We start from the raw sequence: 15,971 nt of genomic DNA, 5'->3' as shown, positions 1-15,971 counted from the left end.
TCACGCCCCTGATCTGGAATCCGCTCACCGTCACCCCATAATGGGCCGCAAACTAGCCTGGGGGTAGGCAATACGCTTGTGGTTGTACTGCTCCCACACCTGCACAAAAACCTGGGCAATTAAGGCCATGTGTTCGCGGGTCAGGCCAGAGTCAATGAGTTGTTGATCGCGCCAGCGGGCCTTGAGGATGCGGTTTACCATCGCTAGGGCTTCTTCATGGGTGGCATCCTTGAGAGATCGCAGCGCTGCCTCACAGGAATCCGCCAGCATGACAATGCCTGTCTCCGGCGATTGGGGAATGGGACCGTCGTAGCGAAAGTCCATTTCCTGTACTGGGGACGGGGTGTTGAAATTGATAGGATCCAGAGTGGAGGATTCGACCTGTTTCTGGGCTTGGTGGTAAAAATAGCTGATCAGCATTGTTCCTTGGTGCTCTGGAATGAAGGCTTGGAGCGCCTTGGGCAAGCGACAGCGACGGGCCATAACTAGGCCCTCACTCACATGTTTTTTGATGATGCTGGCACTGTGCCAAGGATCATTCAAGGTGTCATGCTTGTTTGGTCCCCCCATCTGATTTTCAATAAAGCCTTGGGGATCGTGCATTTTACCAATGTCATGGTAGAGAGTGCCGGCTCGCACCAGTTCCACATTGCAGTTCAGGGCTTTGGCAGCGGCTTCTGCGAGGGAGGCGACAAAGACGGTGTGCTGAAAGGTGCCGGGGGCTTCGGCAGATAGGCGCTTGAGGAGGGGGCGATTGGGATTAGACAGCTCCGCCAACCGAATTGGGGTGACCAGATCAAAGACATGTTCGAGGTAGGGACTCAGTCCCAGGGCCAGGATGCTGGAGACTAAACCGTACCCCCCTTGTTTGGCGGCTTCGGTAATAGGGAAGTACCAGGTCACTTGGTTAAAGGGGTTGAGCACCCAGGTCAAAATCAGGTAGGTAGCTGCCTGGAATAGACCTGCCACAATGCCTAATAAGGCGAGTTCCTCGCGCGATCGCAGTCGGGGAGCGATCATGCTGCTCACCACGGCTCCCGTAGCGCTGGCGATTAGGGGAATGGTGCTGAGGTGGGTGCCAAGGGGAAAAGCAATGGCCACGAGACCCACAACGGTGGTGCCAAGGATACCTCCGTAGAAACTGCCCAAGAGGAGACCAATAGCGGGCAAACTATACACCGCCACCCCCAGAACATTCAACCCCGACATGCCCAACACCATACAGAGCACAAGGCCATAGTCACAACGGCGTAGGGCTGGACGCACGTGGCGTTCTGCCAACAGAAATAGGCCAATGCCTACGGTAATAAATAAGGCAAAGAGGAACAGCCCCCAGCGATTGAGTCGTCGCTGGCTGAGATTAAATTCATCCAATAGAACAAAGGCGGACCGGTCAATGATTTCTCCCTCCCGCACAATGATTTCCCCTGCCTTGATATTGACCATGGCAGGGGGCACCTGCTGGGCCGCATCCTCCGCCTTTTGGCGAGTGCGTTCAGGATGGGGTTCTAGGTTAACCTCTAGCACTGAGGCAAGGGTGACCATGGCAAAGCCTTCGGCGGCAGGGGGCACCGTGTGGCGAACCTGAAGTTTGCTAGCTTCCTGGAGAATATCTGAGGGGATGCCCTGGGCAATTCCCTGGAGTAGCATGCGGTGCAGGGCTCGTCGCAACCCCTGTTTTGTGGTTTCCCAGTCAGCATCAGATAAATCCAGGAAACTGCTATCTTCCGATAGGGTTTGGCCTTCGGCAGCGGCCAGCAGTTTCAGATCTTGTCGGGTTTGGCGATAGCGCGATCGCACATTTTCAATTTGAATGACCAAGGCATTGCGATCTGCCGGCGTCCGGCTCTGGCGATAGACTAACAGTTCGCGTACCGCCTGCTGTTGGCGGGGTAGCAACTGACGAAAGGGGCTCCCGGCCTGCCGTAGTTGTTCTAAAGCGGGTGGATTGTTGGGTGAATCCAAGGCTGATAGGGAGCGAATAGTTTCCCATTCCTCAGCAGTGGCTTGACGGAGATAGGTTTGGGCATTGGTGGAAAGCTGATCCGTAGGCAAAAAGGGGATCTCTCCAGCCTGCTGTCGGAGCAAGGTGGCTTGATCGATCAGCTTGTCCAAGGCGATTTGGATTCTGGCATTTTTGGCCGGGTTAGGCACGAGGACTGGCTTGGCCCCAGTGCGTGCAGCGGTGCGATCGGCTTCCGTTGTTTCTCTATCTTCTATGGAGGCATCCCTAGGAGCCGAGATCGTTGTAGGAGCAACAGTTTCAACCCGAAGTTCAGGCTGGCGATAGAAACGCTGTCCCAAGGCAGTCGCCAGGACAATGGCCGCTAGACAGATAGCAACCGCCGCCTTCAATCGATCTCGACGACCCCGTTGTTGTCGTCGCTGTCGTACGGGGGGCACCTGAGGGAGGGAGACAAATTCTGGATTTGGCAGTGGCCCCGGTAGGGGAGCCAAGGGATTGAGTCCTAGGCGTGGCAGTTGCTGATGGCCCAAGTGAGCCACTTGACTAATGCGATGCCAGGACCGTCTCAGTCGTCTGCGCCAATGTTCCAGCCCTTTAATTTGCCACCATCCTGCTTTCATACTTCACCAACGCTGCTGTGGCGATTGCCCCACAATAGTTCTGACCACTGCACCACCACCCTCTAGGCGGACCCACCTGTGCCGTAATCCTGGGCAGCTTCTACGGATGCTCTAGGGCGTGCAGACAATTAACGGGAAAACCCTTGCGGGGTAGGTATGACCACGCCCTAAGGCATCAAGCTAGGGGCTGTAACCGCTCTATAGCAAGGAATCTGGCTTTGATTGTCCACAGCCCCTAGTTGTGCCCATGAAATATCCGGGCAAGCTCCCGGCAGGAGGGGTTGGGGAAAGTTACTGAAGAACCTGCTAGCCATTATAATCACTCGGTTTTGCCCACTGATGATGACAATCCGCCCCCTCTGTGCCCCGGATATCTTCCTAGGGAGATTCCGGTTAAGATGACCGCTTTCCGTAAAAACTCTGGGCTAAGAGCGTCGAGAGGGAATTGGTAAACATACATCGGATCCCCCTGAAATGATGCCGGCCCAAGCCTGCCAAAGACCCGTGGCAAGATCCAAAATCTCTGCTTCCCCCTGGAGATGCCATCGTTGCTGGAGGCTAGAGGGGGGAGTCTGTCCGCCATCTGGTCCCCAATTGGATCGATAATTGAGCCCCCGATCGATGGCCTGTCGCCAGGGAATGGGAATAGTCCCTAAGCCCCGCTGTCCAGTGCTCAGGAGAGCAGCTAATAGGGGAACTACGGGATCACTAGCCTGCCGTAGACTCTGGGCCAAAGTCAGGGTAAAGTCACCGCCACTGGCCTGAAAAAGGGTGAATGCCTGGTCCCAAGGGGGCCAGGGAGACTGGGGTATTAGGGGAAACTGGTGAACATTGGGGGTTAAGTGCGATCTCAATCCCTGGTAGAGACCTTGCACCCCTGCCCGGAATTCCGCTGTAGCCTCCCCACTACAGCGCCCCGCCAGCACCTGTGCCCCCACCTGTGGCTCGTCTAAATGGCGTAGCATAGTGGGCACTAAGGCAATGACTTCTAGGGAATTCCCCTGCTGTAGGGGCGGGGTCGCCAGGGCAAGACCCTGGGCAATGGCAATGGTCCAATGGGCTTCCATCACCAGATTCTGTCTCCAAGACAGCGACTTGAGATTTTTTAGATCTTCTTTTAGACCTAAAAAATCTTCTTGATGGAAATTTGCCTGCCGGGAATCTTCCTGCTGAAGATCTTTCTGCTGGGCCTGTGGGCAAGGACGTAGCCTGGGATCCCGGAAGACGCCATGGCTAGCAGCGTCAGCTACCACCAGCCCCACCAGTAGGGCTTTGAACTGACTCAATCGACAGAAACCTATGGTCACGGCATCCCCATTTTCCAGATCCCCATTTTCCAGATCCAAGGTAGTCTATGTCATGAAAGACTCTCACTGCCATGATCTCAGCGCCATGACCCATCCCCAATCCAGTGTCAGGCGATTTTTAGGGCAGAACCAACGGCCCTCATCCCAACGGGCTGCCCTAAAGCCTGCGAAACTGACGTTCAACCTGAATTTAGTCCATGGGCTGAAGTGGGGATGGATAGCCCTCCTCCTAATGCTTCCCTGGGGGACTGCAACCCCGATTCTGGCCAGGGAGTTAGTCCTATCAGATCGGTCCTCCTCTACCCTGGCCCAAGTAGAAACAGAGGTCATTGTGGAGGGTCCAGTGGAGCGCCCCACCCTACGTCTGGGCAGTGAGGGGACTACTGTCCGAGAATTGCAGGGAATGTTGACCCTGTTGGGGTATTACTCAGGCCCCATTGATGGCCAGTTTCAGCCCACCACCCAAATAGCGGTGGAGCAATTTCAGCGGGCGGCGGCATTGACCCCCGACGGCATTGTGGGGCCTGCTACTTGGAACCGGCTGCTCCCAACCCCCTCCAGTGAATTGTCGCCGCCCACCGCCACTGTTCCGGCAGAGACTCAGCAGACAGCTGCTTCACCTTCAGAACCGCCAGACTCTACCCCCCCAGTGTCCGAGGCATCCCCCTCTACTACTCCGACCCCAGCATCCTTCACCCAACCCGTTGATTTGCCCGTTCTACGCCTGGGGATGCATGGCCCTGCCGTGACCCGCGTACAAGAACGTTTACAGGGCTTAGGCTTCTATCGGGGGGCCTTAGATGGTGTCTTTGGTCCCCAGACCGAAGCAGCAGTAAAGGCATTTCAGCGTCAGGGGCAACTCATCGCCGATGGCATCATCGGCCCTTCCACTTGGCAAGCCTTACTCCGCCCCTAGGGCTCTGCCAAGCCTCAATTTGTAGGTTGGGTGCAGCGCTAGCGGAACCCAACCTAGCCCACCGCTGTTGGGTGACCCTTCGTTTCACCCCATCTACGAGTACTAGGGATTGCTTAGATTCAGGATGTGTCGCGCCCAATCGGTGACCCTGTCCGGGGCTAGAGGTGTCCGGGGCAAGGACCGACCCTGGGGAGCCATCACAACTCGATAGGGCACCCCACTTTCTGCTAATTGGGCCTCATAGGCGGTGGCTTGGTCGGGGGTATGGGCAATCGCCACCAGAGTTGGGGTTGGGGCCAAACGATAAACCGCGATCGCGGCGATCTCCAGAGCAAAAGGCCCTACTCGAAACTGGGGATTCAGTGCCCCGTTATACTCAAACTTGCTCAGCATGAGTTGCAATGCCCTCACGCAACTCAGATCTAAAGGCGGTTCATTGGGCAGCGTTCGGGCACGAAAGGTAGCCTGCAAAGCAGCAAAGGGGACATCTACCTGAGTTTCCCCATTCGCCCCCGTATCAAAGGAAGCGCAATAGGCCAAGCTATCCCAGCCCTGACTGCCCCGCAGAATCAGCTTGTAGCGCTGACCATCTCCCCGCACCTGTAACCGAATCCCCTGCCAACCCGTCAGGTCAAAGGGAGGCTCAAAATTCCGAGTGCGAACAGAGGCAAAGCCGCCAGAGTTGGCGGTGGACACTATCCCGGCAAACCGCCCCCACCGCGACGCTCCTAGGGTCATTCCGCTCTGACTCACCCCCCCCATAACTCCATCATCCACCGCTCCCCACACTAGGGCCATCCGCTCTGAATCGGTTTGGGTAAAGTCCAACAGCGGCCTTGCCACACTGGCAGACTGGTCCTGTAATTGAGCCAGCAAAACCGACAGATTAGGGGTAGAAACACCTTCTTCTCGATCCACCAGCACCAATCGCGTATTCACCCAGCCCCTAGAGGGAATGTCCAGGATAGATCGTACCGGCACTCCCAACGCTGCCAACGCTTGAAGGAGTTGGCCGTGGTCGCCATTTCCGATTAGCACAACAGCGGGGTCAGGCGGGAGTAGATGACCCTCGGGGGCAGCGGGCAAGTCAAGACCAAACATAGATTGCAGCCAAGCTAAGTTGCCAAGAAACGGTACCTCTCCAAAAAAAGCCAGAGTTTCGACAAAACGATAGGGATTCCACATGGGCTAAGGATTTTTGATCAGCCTACGGTAGCTAGCTTGTGGATAGTGGTACACCTCGCCCCCTCACCGTTCGGCTGAGCGCTCCACTGAGCTTACGCCGAAGTCCCACGTCGAAGTCTCACGTCGAAGCCCGAGCCTCCCCCCCTGGGCTACTGTGTATCCACATCTTGGCCCTCGTCCCCAAGCCCTATCAGGCAGGCCAAGCCTTTCTTGAATGCCGTCAGGCTATGCAGTCCCCTCCCAAAAATGGGAGAGGGGAGGCCGGACAAGACTTTCCCACCCCCTGCTCCCTCCTTGGGAGCAGGGGGGTGGGGGATGTAGAGCTTGCTCTTCCCGCAGAGTGGGGCTATGGCCATAAGTTTGCAAAAGTGAGATCAACCCCAGTCAATGAACCTATTTTAGTTACATAGGGTGTAAAATGAACCGCAGCAATGATGGTGTATTGCGTAGGATCATTTTCCATGGGTCTGGTTTGGAGATTTTGTAAAACAAGTTTTCCATGGGGTAGACTCTTATCTCACCCTTAATTTCAACGACTCAGCTAGGCTGAAGAAGATGATTTTACTGTAGGCTGGTGTCAATTTGAAGCTAGTCCACTAGTCTCAGGTCAAGGATTTTAATGGTTAATTTAAGGATGGGAAATCCTCAATTACATTAGATGTATTCAATTTGGATCTCATCTAAACTAGATCTACATCTTAAAAAAGTGATTTTTGAGGTATGGTCTTAATACAATAATATGACATATTCAGGCAGAGGATGAAATCTACTAGAGATTCATACTTCTGCGGGAGTGGGCTTCGATGGTCTAAATGATCTCAGTCCCTCCACCGCAACCTTCTTCCCACAGATGGAGTCTTCATGGGCATCGACGGAGGGGCCGTATTGCAGAGAAGGTGTGACCGAAATCGGAAGCGATCCAAGCGCCGAGCCATTTTTTGTCCCGAACATGGCTGTCTAGTCCATAGTGTCAGCCAGAAGTATCCCCTCTATGCTGAGTTTGCCGAGCAACTCCAGGATCGGGGGATGGGCCGTAGAGCCTCCCTTTTGGTGGTGGCTACCCACGGTGCGGTGCTCCTAGAGGGGGAATGGCTGGAGGCATTTTGGTGCGATGACTGTAATGAAACCCGCTGGTACCATGTGCGGCGAGTAGGAGACCGCGCCTATGAGGCCGAGCTGGCTCCTGTCTATCTCTGGGAGCAGGCTACCAAGGTGATTCATCCTCGGGGTAATCCTTCCGTCAGTGACTTCACCCGCCGTCAGGCCCGCATGACTAACTTCAATGGGGTCAAGGATTTTCGGTTTATGTAGGCAGCTTAGGTAGGCGGTGCCCTGGAATCGGGCACCGCTACAATGGACGAATAAACTTAGATAAGGGATTCGCAGGAAAATAAGGTACCCGCAGATACCTAACGTAAGGGCTGTGGACGAAGCGCACCCCTGTAGAGTATTCGATCAAGGGTCGATATCATGACCGATGAGCAGTTCAAGGCGCTGCTGAAACAGAGCCTACCATCCCTACTTCAGCAGGATACTGAGGTGCGAGACCTTGTGCTGCGCTCAGTTTCTGGGTACTTTGCGGGGCGGACTGAAACGGAAAGTCGCTTTGACCGGGTTCTGGATGAGTTAAGGCGCGATCGCGAAGAGCAAGCTCTCAAGTGGCAAGAGCAAACTCGCAAGTGGGACGAACAGGCTCGGGAACGGGAGCGCGATCGCGAAGAGCAAGCCCGCAAGTGGCAAGAGCAAAACCGCAAGTGGGATGAAAATCAGGAACAACTGCGCCAGATGCTGGCGGAGATTCGTGATTTGAAGCAAAAGCACGACGGCACTGTGGGCGCTCTCGGTGCCCGCTGGGGCATCTCTGCCGAAAACGCCTTCCGTAACGCCCTCAAGGGTATTCTGGAGGACTCCTTTGGAGTCGAGGTGCTAAATGTGACGGAATACGATGATGCGGGGGAGGTCTTTGGTCGTCCCGATCAGGTGGAGCTGGACATCATCATCAAAAATGGTGACTTGCTCCTCTGTGAGATCAAATCCTCCTTCAGTAAGGCCGACCTCTACGCTTTTCTGCGGAAGACTGAATTTTACGAAAAGCATCACCAGCGTCGGGCTACTCGCAAGATTGTGATTTCTCCCATGGTGCATCCTCTGGCCCAGCCCATCGCCTCCCGATTGGGGATTGAGGTCTATAGCAATAGCGATATCGTCCCGGTAGAAACCCTCGCCCCCTTGAAGCCGATTGTGAGTGAGGAGTCTTAACGTAACGTAATGCAGAAGGTCATGAGGTTTAGGGAGTGACTGTAGCCCCAGATTCTCTTGCTGCTAGTCTGTGGCAACTGTATCAACTGCTGCCCCGCCGCCGTCAGCGGCAGTTGCTATTGATGGGGGTGTTGATGGCAATCTCGGCTCTGAGTGAGATGGTGGCCCTGGGGTCAGCCCTGCCCTTCTTGGCGGCCCTGAGTAATGCCCCTGCCCTTTTGGCTCAACCTCGGCTCCAGCCCATTTTTGCCCTATTGAGCATTACCGCCGTTCCCCAAATAGTTGTGGCGGTAGGGATTGGCTTTGCCTTGGCCATTGTTATCTCCAATGGTCTGCGCCTACTGACCTTGCGCACCCAACAGTTTTTTTCGGCGGCGGTGGCCACTGACCTGAGCCAGGAGGTCTACCATCGCACCCTGCTTCAGCCCTATAGCTTCCATGTGCGCCACAACAGCAGTGAGCTGATTGGGGCGATTACCAGTGATGTCGGTCAAGTGGGCTCGATAATACTGCCCTATACCCTGATGTTGCTGACCAATAGCTTGGTGGTGATCGCGATCGCATTTGCCCTCATCACCATAGATCCGGTCATTGCCCTCACCGCCGCCACATTTTTAGGTTCGGCCTACTTCTTCCTATTGCGGTTTAGTAAACGGAAGCTAGCCCAGAACAGCCGCCTGGTATCGGATCTCAGCCGTCTGTTAGTCAAGTCCCTCCAAGAGGGTCTGGGGGGCATTCGCGAAGTGCTCCTAGATGGCAGCCAGGAGGTCTTTGAGGCCCGCTATCGCACTGCCGATCGGCCCCTGCGCCGGGCATCGGCATCGACCACATTCATTGGTCAATCTCCCCGGTATTTGATCGAGACGGTGGCCATGGCCTTTATTGCTGCCTTGGCCACCGTCTTGGCCTATCAGAGTCAGGATTTGGATCGCATTGTCCCCGTCCTCGGCACCCTAGCCTTGGGGGCAAACCGATTATTACCCGCTTTACAGGGTTGCTTTGGCTCGATCACCGCAATTCGCGGCACTGAGGTGTCTTTGCAACGGGTAATCGCGGCCCTGCAATGGCCGATTGATCCGATTCTGCTGCAACCGGCCCCGCCCCCGTTGCCTTTGAAACAGTCCCTCGTCTTGAATGGGGTCTGGTTTGGCTATGGGGAAGGGGGCGATCGCAATTGGGTGCTTCAAGACTTTTGTCTAGAAATTCCCGCCAATCGCACGGTGGCCTTCGTGGGCAGCACCGGCAGTGGCAAAAGCACAACGGCGGATATCATTCTGGGGTTGTTAACCCCCCAACGGGGGGAGGTGCGGGCCGATGGGGTGCCCCTGACGGGGGAATCCCTGCGGGCTTGGCAGCGCACCGTAGCCCATGTGCCCCAGAGTATTTTCCTCAGTGATGGGTCAATTACGGAGAATATTGCCTTTGGGGTGGATCCGGCGGCGGTGGATTTCGAGCAGGTCCAAAAAGCGGCCCACCTAGCCCAAATTGCCGCCTTCGTAGAGGATTTACCCGCCGGTTACGACACCTATGTGGGGGAGCGAGGCATTCGTCTCAGTGGGGGGCAGCGCCAGCGGATTGGTATTGCCCGTGCCCTCTACAAGCGAGCTTCGGTCATTGTCTTTGATGAGGCCACCAGTGCTCTGGATAACCTGACGGAGCGGGAGGTGATGGCGGCGATCCACGGCCTCAGTCGCCAGATCACCATTATTCTAATTGCCCACCGCTTGACCACGGTGGAAAAGTGCGACTGTATTTTTGAGCTGAGCCAGGGCAAGGTCGTTCACCAAGGCACGTTTCAGGAATTGATCCACCAGTCAGAAACTTTCCGCAGCTACCTGCCCACCCCTTGACCGTAATGTCCCCTGAACATCTCCTTACCCTAGTAGAATCGGGGGAAAACTCCCGAGTTGAGTTCAAAACAACCCCCGTTCGTAACGAGAGTCTAGCTAAAGTAATTGTTGCCTTTGCCAACATGAAAGGCGGGCAAGTTCTCGTTGGTGTTGCCGACGACCGTACAATCACTGGGGTTGAAGACATCCCTGCCTGGATGGATAAAATTATCCAAATCTGCCGTAACACCATTACCCCCTCCCTGATTCCCGATCTCACTACGGTTGCTCACCAGGGCAAAAAAGTTTTAATCATCACTGTAGACTCGGGCCTCCACAAACCCTATAAGGTCAAGTCCAGCAATCGCTACTATATTCGGGCCGGTGCCGTCGCCATTGAACCAACCCAGGAAGAGCTGATCCGCCTCCTCCAGGAGGGTGCTCAGTTTCATTTTGAAATTTCTTCTCTACCCGGCACCGAGCTTGCCGATCTCGATCCGCTCAAATGGGGCTACTACTGCCGAGAGCTTCGCGATCTTGAGGATGAGCCCCATCCCACCCGTTTGCTCTATAACCTACAACTCATGGATGCCGAAGGTGCCCTGACGGTGGTAGGTAATCTCTTCTTTGGTCGCCAACCCAGCCGAACCCTGCCCCAGGCGGGCCTAGAACTGAATGCCTTTGACGGTAGCGATGTCACCGCCCCCCTGTTGGATAGCCTCACCCTAACTGAAACCATCCCAGAATCGATTCAAGCCGGTCTGGCCTTTGTCCGTCGGAACTCTCGCCACCGTCCCGTCTTTAACGCTGACCAAACCCACCGTCACGATGTGCCCGACTACGAACCTTTTGTCATTCGCGAACTTCTAGTCAATAGCTTTGCTCACCGGGATTGGTCTATCTTTGGTCAACGAATTCGCCTCCACCTGTTTCGCGATCGCCTGGAACTCTTCTCCCCTGGCAGTCTACCCAATACCCTCAACCTCGATCGCGCCCTAGCTGGGGTCTCTTACTACCGCAATCCCCTGATCGCCCAACTCCTGAAAGACTATGGCCTCATGGATCGACTGGGTCGCGGCCTGCCCAAAGTGCTGAAGCATTACCAGGAGCAAGGCTTACCCGCCCCCCATTTTGACAATGGTTCTGACTTCTTTGGCGTTGCCCTTACCAATCGCGATCAGCTTAGCCTAGATTATGATCGAGTCAGGCATTGATGCGGGCGGAGCACTTGCAGGATCTGGAGTCTTGACGGGGATCGCATCAATCTGGCGCTAGGAACAAGAAACCATGACTATTGTCCCAGGGGTTTCGATTCAATCTTTGCCCCAGGTCACTTGGGAGCCCTTACCGAAAGACTTTATTCTTCCTGATGATCCGGTGGAAAGTGATCTACAGCCCCTCTTGGCGGCAGCGCTGCGGGAGGCGCTGGAGCTGGCTGATTTAATCCCGTCCGACAGCTTAATTGCTTCTAATTTTGGCCTATGCAGTACGGTTGAGGGCAAGACCGTTGTTAAAGCCCCGGACTGGGTATACGTGCCGGTCGTCAAGCCTATTCCAGAGGGGGAGGTGCGGCGCAGCTATACCCCCCAATTAGAGGGGGAAGCCCCGGCCATTGTGATGGAGTTTATTTCGGAGGCTGAGGGGGGAGAATACTCGATCAACCCTTATTACCCCTACGGCAAGTGGTACTTTTATGAGCAAATTCTCAAGGTGCCTATCTATGTGATTTTCCATCCTAAGACGGCGCAGCTCGATGTGTATCGTCTTGGTCCCGGTCACTACGAGGAGATCGAGCCAGATCAGAACCATCGCTTTTGGCTGGAGGAAACTGGGTTGTTTCTAGGCACTTGGCAGGGCAAGAAGGCGGAGACGACGGCATCTTGGCTACGATGGTGGGATGCCTCAGGTGATCTGCTGCTGTGGGGAAGTGAGCGGTTGGTGCAGGAGCACCAACGGGTACAAGCAGCCCAGGCCGCTCTGGAGGTGGAGCGGCAGCGGGCGGAGCAATTAGCCGCTCAGTTGCGATCGCTGGGCGTTGATCCAGAGCGATCGCAACCCTCATGACCCAAAAGCTTGCCGATCTCCATACGAATCGACTGATTACACTGCCCTATTTAGTGTTGATGAAGCTCTTAGCGGGTCGAAGTCAGGATTTGGCTGGAAAGATAGTAAGTAGCCAAAACGGTTGATTAGTTACAGTTGTTGCCGGGATCGTGGTTGGCGGTGGGGTCGATCCAGAGGGGATCTAGAGAATTGAGGTGGGGGATGGCCAAAACCAATTACGAGCAAGACTTTTACACCTGGTCTCTGGAACAGGCGGAACTGCTTCGCCTGCGGCGGTTTGATCAGGTGGACTGGGGCAATGTGATTGAGGAACTAGCCGATTTGGGGCGCAGTGAGTATCGGGCGTTGGTGTCTGCTTTGGAGCAGTTGACGCTGCATTTACTCAAGTGGCAGTACCAGTCAACTCGTCGATCCCGCAGTTGGCGGCTCTCTATTGATAAGCAGCGACTACAGATTGAGCGGCTATTGGAAGAAAGTCCAGGGTTGCGCAGTCGCCTAGAGGCAGCGGTGGAGACGGGTTATAAGTATGGTCGAAAGGGGGCAGCGAAGGAGACGGGGTTGGTGGTGACTTGTTTTCCGGAGCGTTGTCCCTATCTGTGGGAGCAACTGATGGATGAAGAATTTTATCCCAGTTAGGAAATCAGACCAGATGGATCGGGAGCGGTTGACGCGGAAGCAGTTGATTGTGGAGATTGCGGCCAGCAGTGCTTCGTATGATCTCCATGATAAATTGCGGGCCTATCGGCGTAATGGAGTGCGGGAATATTTGGTCTGGTTGATGCAGGAGCAAGCCTTTCGCTGGTATCAGTTGCAGGAAGGAGACTATGGGCTGCAACAGCCGGATGAGCTAGGGGTAGTGCATTTTAGTAAAGGACAGAGGAAACCATGGGCTCTTCCCTTGCTGCCAGCTTCTCTCTGACTCGGCGATTGTAGTCATGGATGAACGTCCAGATCGCGCCGATGTGATTCTCTAGCTTCTTGGAAAAGGACAGTGTCTTCCTCACTAACCGAGAAATCCGCTGCCTCAGGGTGTTGTTTAGTCTTTCGATGTAGTTCGTCAAGCCGCTATCTTTGCCAACAGCAAAATGTCGTTTGCTCGGAATGACGCTGACGTAGGCTTCCCAGTAGTCGGTGTAGATCTGGCCACACTGTCGGTATACAGCCGGGATGGACTGCCATAGGGCAATGGCTGATTCTCTGGAGCGGTCGCCGATATGACAGCCGATGATTTCTCGGGTGTCTGCATCGATCGCCAGCCAGACCCACTGCTTGTTGCCTTTGTTATCGACAAATGACCACAGCTCATCCATCTGCACTTTCAGCTTGCCTTTGGCCTTGGGGACAACCTCTGCCGCTTTTGGCACTGCCTCATAGCAAGCGTTGACGTAGCTTTGTAGCCAACTATCAGAGACGTCGGTGGCTCTGGCGATGCCGGCTAGGGGGATCTTCTCTAACAGCAGCAGATCGACCAAACTCCGAGTGTCTTTGTCTTTCGGCTTCCACTGGGGATCTTCTACGAATTGACGATTGCAGTCTCGGCACTTGTAGTTTTGCTTTCCGCGCCTGGTAGTGCCGTTCTTTGAGATGTCGTGAGACCCACAGGTTGGACAGGTCATCTCGATGGTCATGGATCCTACTCCCTCAGAATCTAAAGAATGGGACGGTGACACCTTGTTTTTCTTTATCCTTTACACTAATCCACTACCGAGCTAGGAATTTTGCGGAGTTGCGTGTTTCCGGGGTTGTGGCTGGCGGTGGGGTCGCTGCTAGGGGGGGATATGCAGCGGGTGTTGGCGGTGTTGCAAGAAGGGATAAGGTCTGAAGCCCATCAAGCATTGGGCAATGGCTGAAATGAACAACCTACCCCAGCCGCATCCGGTGGATAAGTACCGGCGCTATTGGCAAGAGCACAATCGCCGTCAGCAGGTGCAGCGATCGGCGCTAGCGGCGGAAGCCCGATCCCAGGCGGCACAGATTGCAGATCTGTTAGTGGAGCAGTTCAATGCCACCCAAGTCGTTCTGTTTGGCTCCCTAGTACGGCAGCGGTTTACGGAGGTCTCGGATATTGACCTAGCGGTGGCGGGGATTGAGCCGGGACGATTTTTTGAGGCATTAGCAGCGGTCAATCAGGTGACGAACCGTTGGGTTGATCTCAAGCCCCTAGAGGATTTGGAGCCCCACTTTTATCAACGGGTGATGGCAACTGGGGAGATGATGTATGACCAATCTCACCCCTGAAGGGCTGCGGGCGCTGATGTCTGATATCCAGATGGAACGGCAGCGGTTGATGCGGTTGGCGAATGAGATTGGCCAAGTGCAGGCGGGGAAGCCCTTGGCTTAAAATTAAAATCACCCCACTGTCTCGATATGCGGTTGTTTTATGATTCAAAATTCTCCGCCGTTGCCGCCTAGGCAGGTGCTGCCGACGATGTACGATCTGCCCAGTGAAGTAGTGGGGGAGCCGGGCTTGCCTGACGAGTTTCATTTGCTTCAGCCGGAGCTACTGCGGTTAACGTTTCGCCCGCCTGCTTACCCTGACGACGAGGTGTTTGCTGCCAGTGATTTGAATCTCTATTACGACCCTAGGCACTCGCAATGGTATAAGCGCCCGGATTGGTTTGGGGTGTTGGGGGTGCCTAGGCTCTATGGGGGCACAGAGTTGCGGTTGAGCTATGTCACCTGGCAGGAGGGGATCCCCCCGTTTGTGGTGGTGGAGTTGTTGTCGCCGGGGACTGAAAAGGAGGATTTGGGCCGGACGTTACGGGAGGCAAGTCAGCCGCCGAATAAGTGGACGGTGTACGAGCAGGTGCTGCGGATTCCGTATTATTTCGTGTTTAACCGCTATACGGATGAGTTTCAGGCGTTTGGCTTGATGATGACGGAGTATCGGCCCCTGGAACTAGATGGCCAAGGGGTATGGCTGAAGGAAGCAGAACTGGGTTTGGGGCTGTGGCAGGGGCGCTATCAAGGGGTGGAGCGGCGGTGGCTGCGCTGGTATGACTCGGATGGCAATTGGCTGTTGACCCCTGCTGAGCAAGAAAAGCAGCGGGCTGATGCTGCGGAACAGGAGAATGGGCGGCTGAGGGAGCGTTTACGGCAGGCGGGGCTGGAGTTGTAGACTGGCGCTTAGTTGAGCAATGTCAATGGAATTAAGGCATCAGGCCCAAGCCCTCTATGCCCTCTGTAGGCCGACTACAATCTCTGGGTGCTGGCTGGCAACAGTGTTTAGCATAGGGCTTGCCAATGAAAGGAGGTGAGAGTTATGGCGGACACGCTTTACGAGCAAGATTTTTATAGTTGGGCCTTTCAGCAGGCGAGTTTACTGCGTCAGGGCCAATTTGGGCAGTTGGACTTACCTCATCTGCTAGAGGAGTTAGAGGATTTGGGAAATCGCCACTATGATCAGTTGGAGTCTCGTTTGGCTCAGTTGATCGCGCATTTGCTGAAGTGGCAAGTTCAGCATTGGAAACGAACGAACAGTTGGCGGGCGACGATTCGCGTGCAAAGAACGTCGATCGCTAAGTTGCTGCGACGAAATCCTGGCTTGAAGGCTCGCTTGGAGGAGGCAATGCTGGAGAGTTGGCCGGAGGGTCGGGATCTGGCGATCGCAGAAACGGATTTGCCGGATGGGCAGTTTCCTGAAGATTGTCCGTTTACCTTGAATCAGGTTTTGAGTGAAGATTTTTGGCCGGATTCTCGGCCTATTGATCATTAAGCATGAGTTCAGTCAGATCTGCTTCTTTCCTAGTTCCCAGGCTCTGCCTCGTCGTTAGAAAAAGACAAAATACCTTTAGATATTTTTCCGGAGGAGTCTGTCGCTACCCT

General features: G+C 54.9%; 16 protein-coding genes. 12 read left to right on the top strand and 4 right to left on the bottom strand.

What is annotated here, in order from left to right:
- Nucleotides 1–30: 30 nt before the first annotated feature.
- Both LEP6406_RS0215385 and LEP6406_RS0215380 read right to left on the bottom strand, forming a co-directional pair.
- The gene (locus LEP6406_RS0215385; protein WP_008312901.1) at nt 31–2,586 is read right to left on the bottom strand and encodes an HD family phosphohydrolase; all 2,556 of its coding nucleotides are present in this window, start codon (nt 2,584–2,586) and stop codon (nt 31–33) included.
- A gap of 425 nt (nt 2,587–3,011) precedes the next feature.
- On the bottom strand, nt 3,012–3,932 hold the full coding sequence (locus tag LEP6406_RS0215380) for a hypothetical protein (RefSeq protein ID WP_008312900.1): 921 nt from the start codon (nt 3,930–3,932) through the stop codon (nt 3,012–3,014).
- A 13-nt stretch (nt 3,933–3,945) separates the two neighbouring features.
- Here LEP6406_RS0215380 and LEP6406_RS0215375 point away from each other — a divergent pair, with 13 nt between their 5' ends.
- On the top strand, nt 3,946–4,809 hold the full coding sequence (locus LEP6406_RS0215375) for a peptidoglycan-binding domain-containing protein (RefSeq protein ID WP_008312899.1): 864 nt from the start codon (nt 3,946–3,948) through the stop codon (nt 4,807–4,809).
- A 102-nt stretch (nt 4,810–4,911) separates the two neighbouring features.
- Here the strand turns inward: LEP6406_RS0215375 and LEP6406_RS28380 are convergent, their stop codons facing one another.
- Nucleotides 4,912–5,994 (bottom strand): CIA30 family protein, encoded by a 1,083-nt coding sequence (locus tag LEP6406_RS28380; RefSeq protein WP_008312898.1) that lies wholly within the window; start codon nt 5,992–5,994, stop codon nt 4,912–4,914.
- An 861-nt stretch (nt 5,995–6,855) separates the two neighbouring features.
- On the opposite strand from LEP6406_RS28380, the gene LEP6406_RS34355 reads away from it, so the two are divergent.
- From LEP6406_RS34355 to LEP6406_RS35490, 7 genes are all read left to right on the top strand, one after another.
- On the top strand, nt 6,856–7,305 hold the full coding sequence (locus LEP6406_RS34355) for a hypothetical protein (RefSeq protein WP_008312897.1): 450 nt from the start codon (nt 6,856–6,858) through the stop codon (nt 7,303–7,305).
- A 159-nt stretch (nt 7,306–7,464) separates the two neighbouring features.
- Entirely contained in the window at nt 7,465–8,253 is a 789-nt protein-coding gene (locus LEP6406_RS0215355) for a PD-(D/E)XK nuclease family protein (RefSeq protein ID WP_008312896.1), read from the top strand.
- A gap of 35 nt (nt 8,254–8,288) precedes the next feature.
- The gene (locus LEP6406_RS0215350) at nt 8,289–10,103 is read left to right on the top strand and encodes an ABC transporter ATP-binding protein (RefSeq protein ID WP_008312894.1); all 1,815 of its coding nucleotides are present in this window, start codon (nt 8,289–8,291) and stop codon (nt 10,101–10,103) included.
- A 5-nt stretch (nt 10,104–10,108) separates the two neighbouring features.
- Nucleotides 10,109–11,296, top strand: coding sequence for an RNA-binding domain-containing protein (locus LEP6406_RS0215345; RefSeq protein ID WP_008312893.1), 1,188 nt, complete (start codon nt 10,109–10,111; stop codon nt 11,294–11,296).
- Nucleotides 11,297–11,369: 73 nt separating this feature from the next.
- Complete coding sequence (locus LEP6406_RS0215340; RefSeq protein WP_008312891.1) at nt 11,370–12,146, top strand: Uma2 family endonuclease; 777 nt, start codon at nt 11,370–11,372, stop codon at nt 12,144–12,146.
- Nucleotides 12,147–12,347: 201 nt separating this feature from the next.
- Nucleotides 12,348–12,782, top strand: a complete 435-nt coding sequence (locus LEP6406_RS0215335) for a DUF29 domain-containing protein (RefSeq protein WP_008312888.1) — start codon at nt 12,348–12,350, stop codon at nt 12,780–12,782.
- Complete coding sequence (locus LEP6406_RS35490; protein WP_008312887.1) at nt 12,760–13,065, top strand: Uma2 family endonuclease; 306 nt, start codon at nt 12,760–12,762, stop codon at nt 13,063–13,065. Before LEP6406_RS0215335 ends, LEP6406_RS35490 begins: the two co-directional genes overlap by 23 nt.
- Here the strand turns inward: LEP6406_RS35490 and LEP6406_RS0215330 are convergent.
- Nucleotides 13,010–13,762 carry an IS1 family transposase gene (locus tag LEP6406_RS0215330; protein WP_081748157.1) on the bottom strand — a complete coding sequence of 251 codons (753 nt, stop codon included), beginning with the start codon at nt 13,760–13,762 and terminating at the stop codon, nt 13,010–13,012. The two genes, LEP6406_RS35490 and LEP6406_RS0215330, sit on opposite strands and share 56 nt — an antisense overlap.
- A gap of 226 nt (nt 13,763–13,988) precedes the next feature.
- On the opposite strand from LEP6406_RS0215330, the gene LEP6406_RS0215325 reads away from it, so the two are divergent.
- The 4 genes from LEP6406_RS0215325 (at nt 13,989) to LEP6406_RS0215310 (ending at nt 15,861) form a co-directional block, all read left to right on the top strand.
- Nucleotides 13,989–14,384 (top strand): nucleotidyltransferase family protein, encoded by a 396-nt coding sequence (locus LEP6406_RS0215325; RefSeq protein WP_008313767.1) that lies wholly within the window; start codon nt 13,989–13,991, stop codon nt 14,382–14,384.
- Nucleotides 14,365–14,487, top strand: a complete 123-nt coding sequence (locus LEP6406_RS34860; RefSeq protein ID WP_008313765.1) for a hypothetical protein — start codon at nt 14,365–14,367, stop codon at nt 14,485–14,487. The genes LEP6406_RS0215325 and LEP6406_RS34860 overlap by 20 nt, the downstream gene beginning before the upstream one ends.
- A 39-nt stretch (nt 14,488–14,526) precedes the next feature.
- Nucleotides 14,527–15,264, top strand: coding sequence for a Uma2 family endonuclease (locus LEP6406_RS0215315; RefSeq protein WP_008313764.1), 738 nt, complete (start codon nt 14,527–14,529; stop codon nt 15,262–15,264).
- Nucleotides 15,265–15,408: 144 nt separating this feature from the next.
- Nucleotides 15,409–15,861, top strand: coding sequence for a DUF29 domain-containing protein (locus tag LEP6406_RS0215310; RefSeq protein ID WP_008313762.1), 453 nt, complete (start codon nt 15,409–15,411; stop codon nt 15,859–15,861).
- Nucleotides 15,862–15,971: the final 110 nt, after the last annotated feature.

The sequence above is a fragment of the Leptolyngbya sp. PCC 6406 genome (genome assembly GCF_000332095.2).
GTDB lineage: Bacteria > Cyanobacteriota > Cyanobacteriia > Phormidesmidales > Phormidesmidaceae > PCC-6406.
Note: the sequence above shows the minus strand (reverse complement) of the source record. Positions and strands in the feature narration are given on the sequence as shown.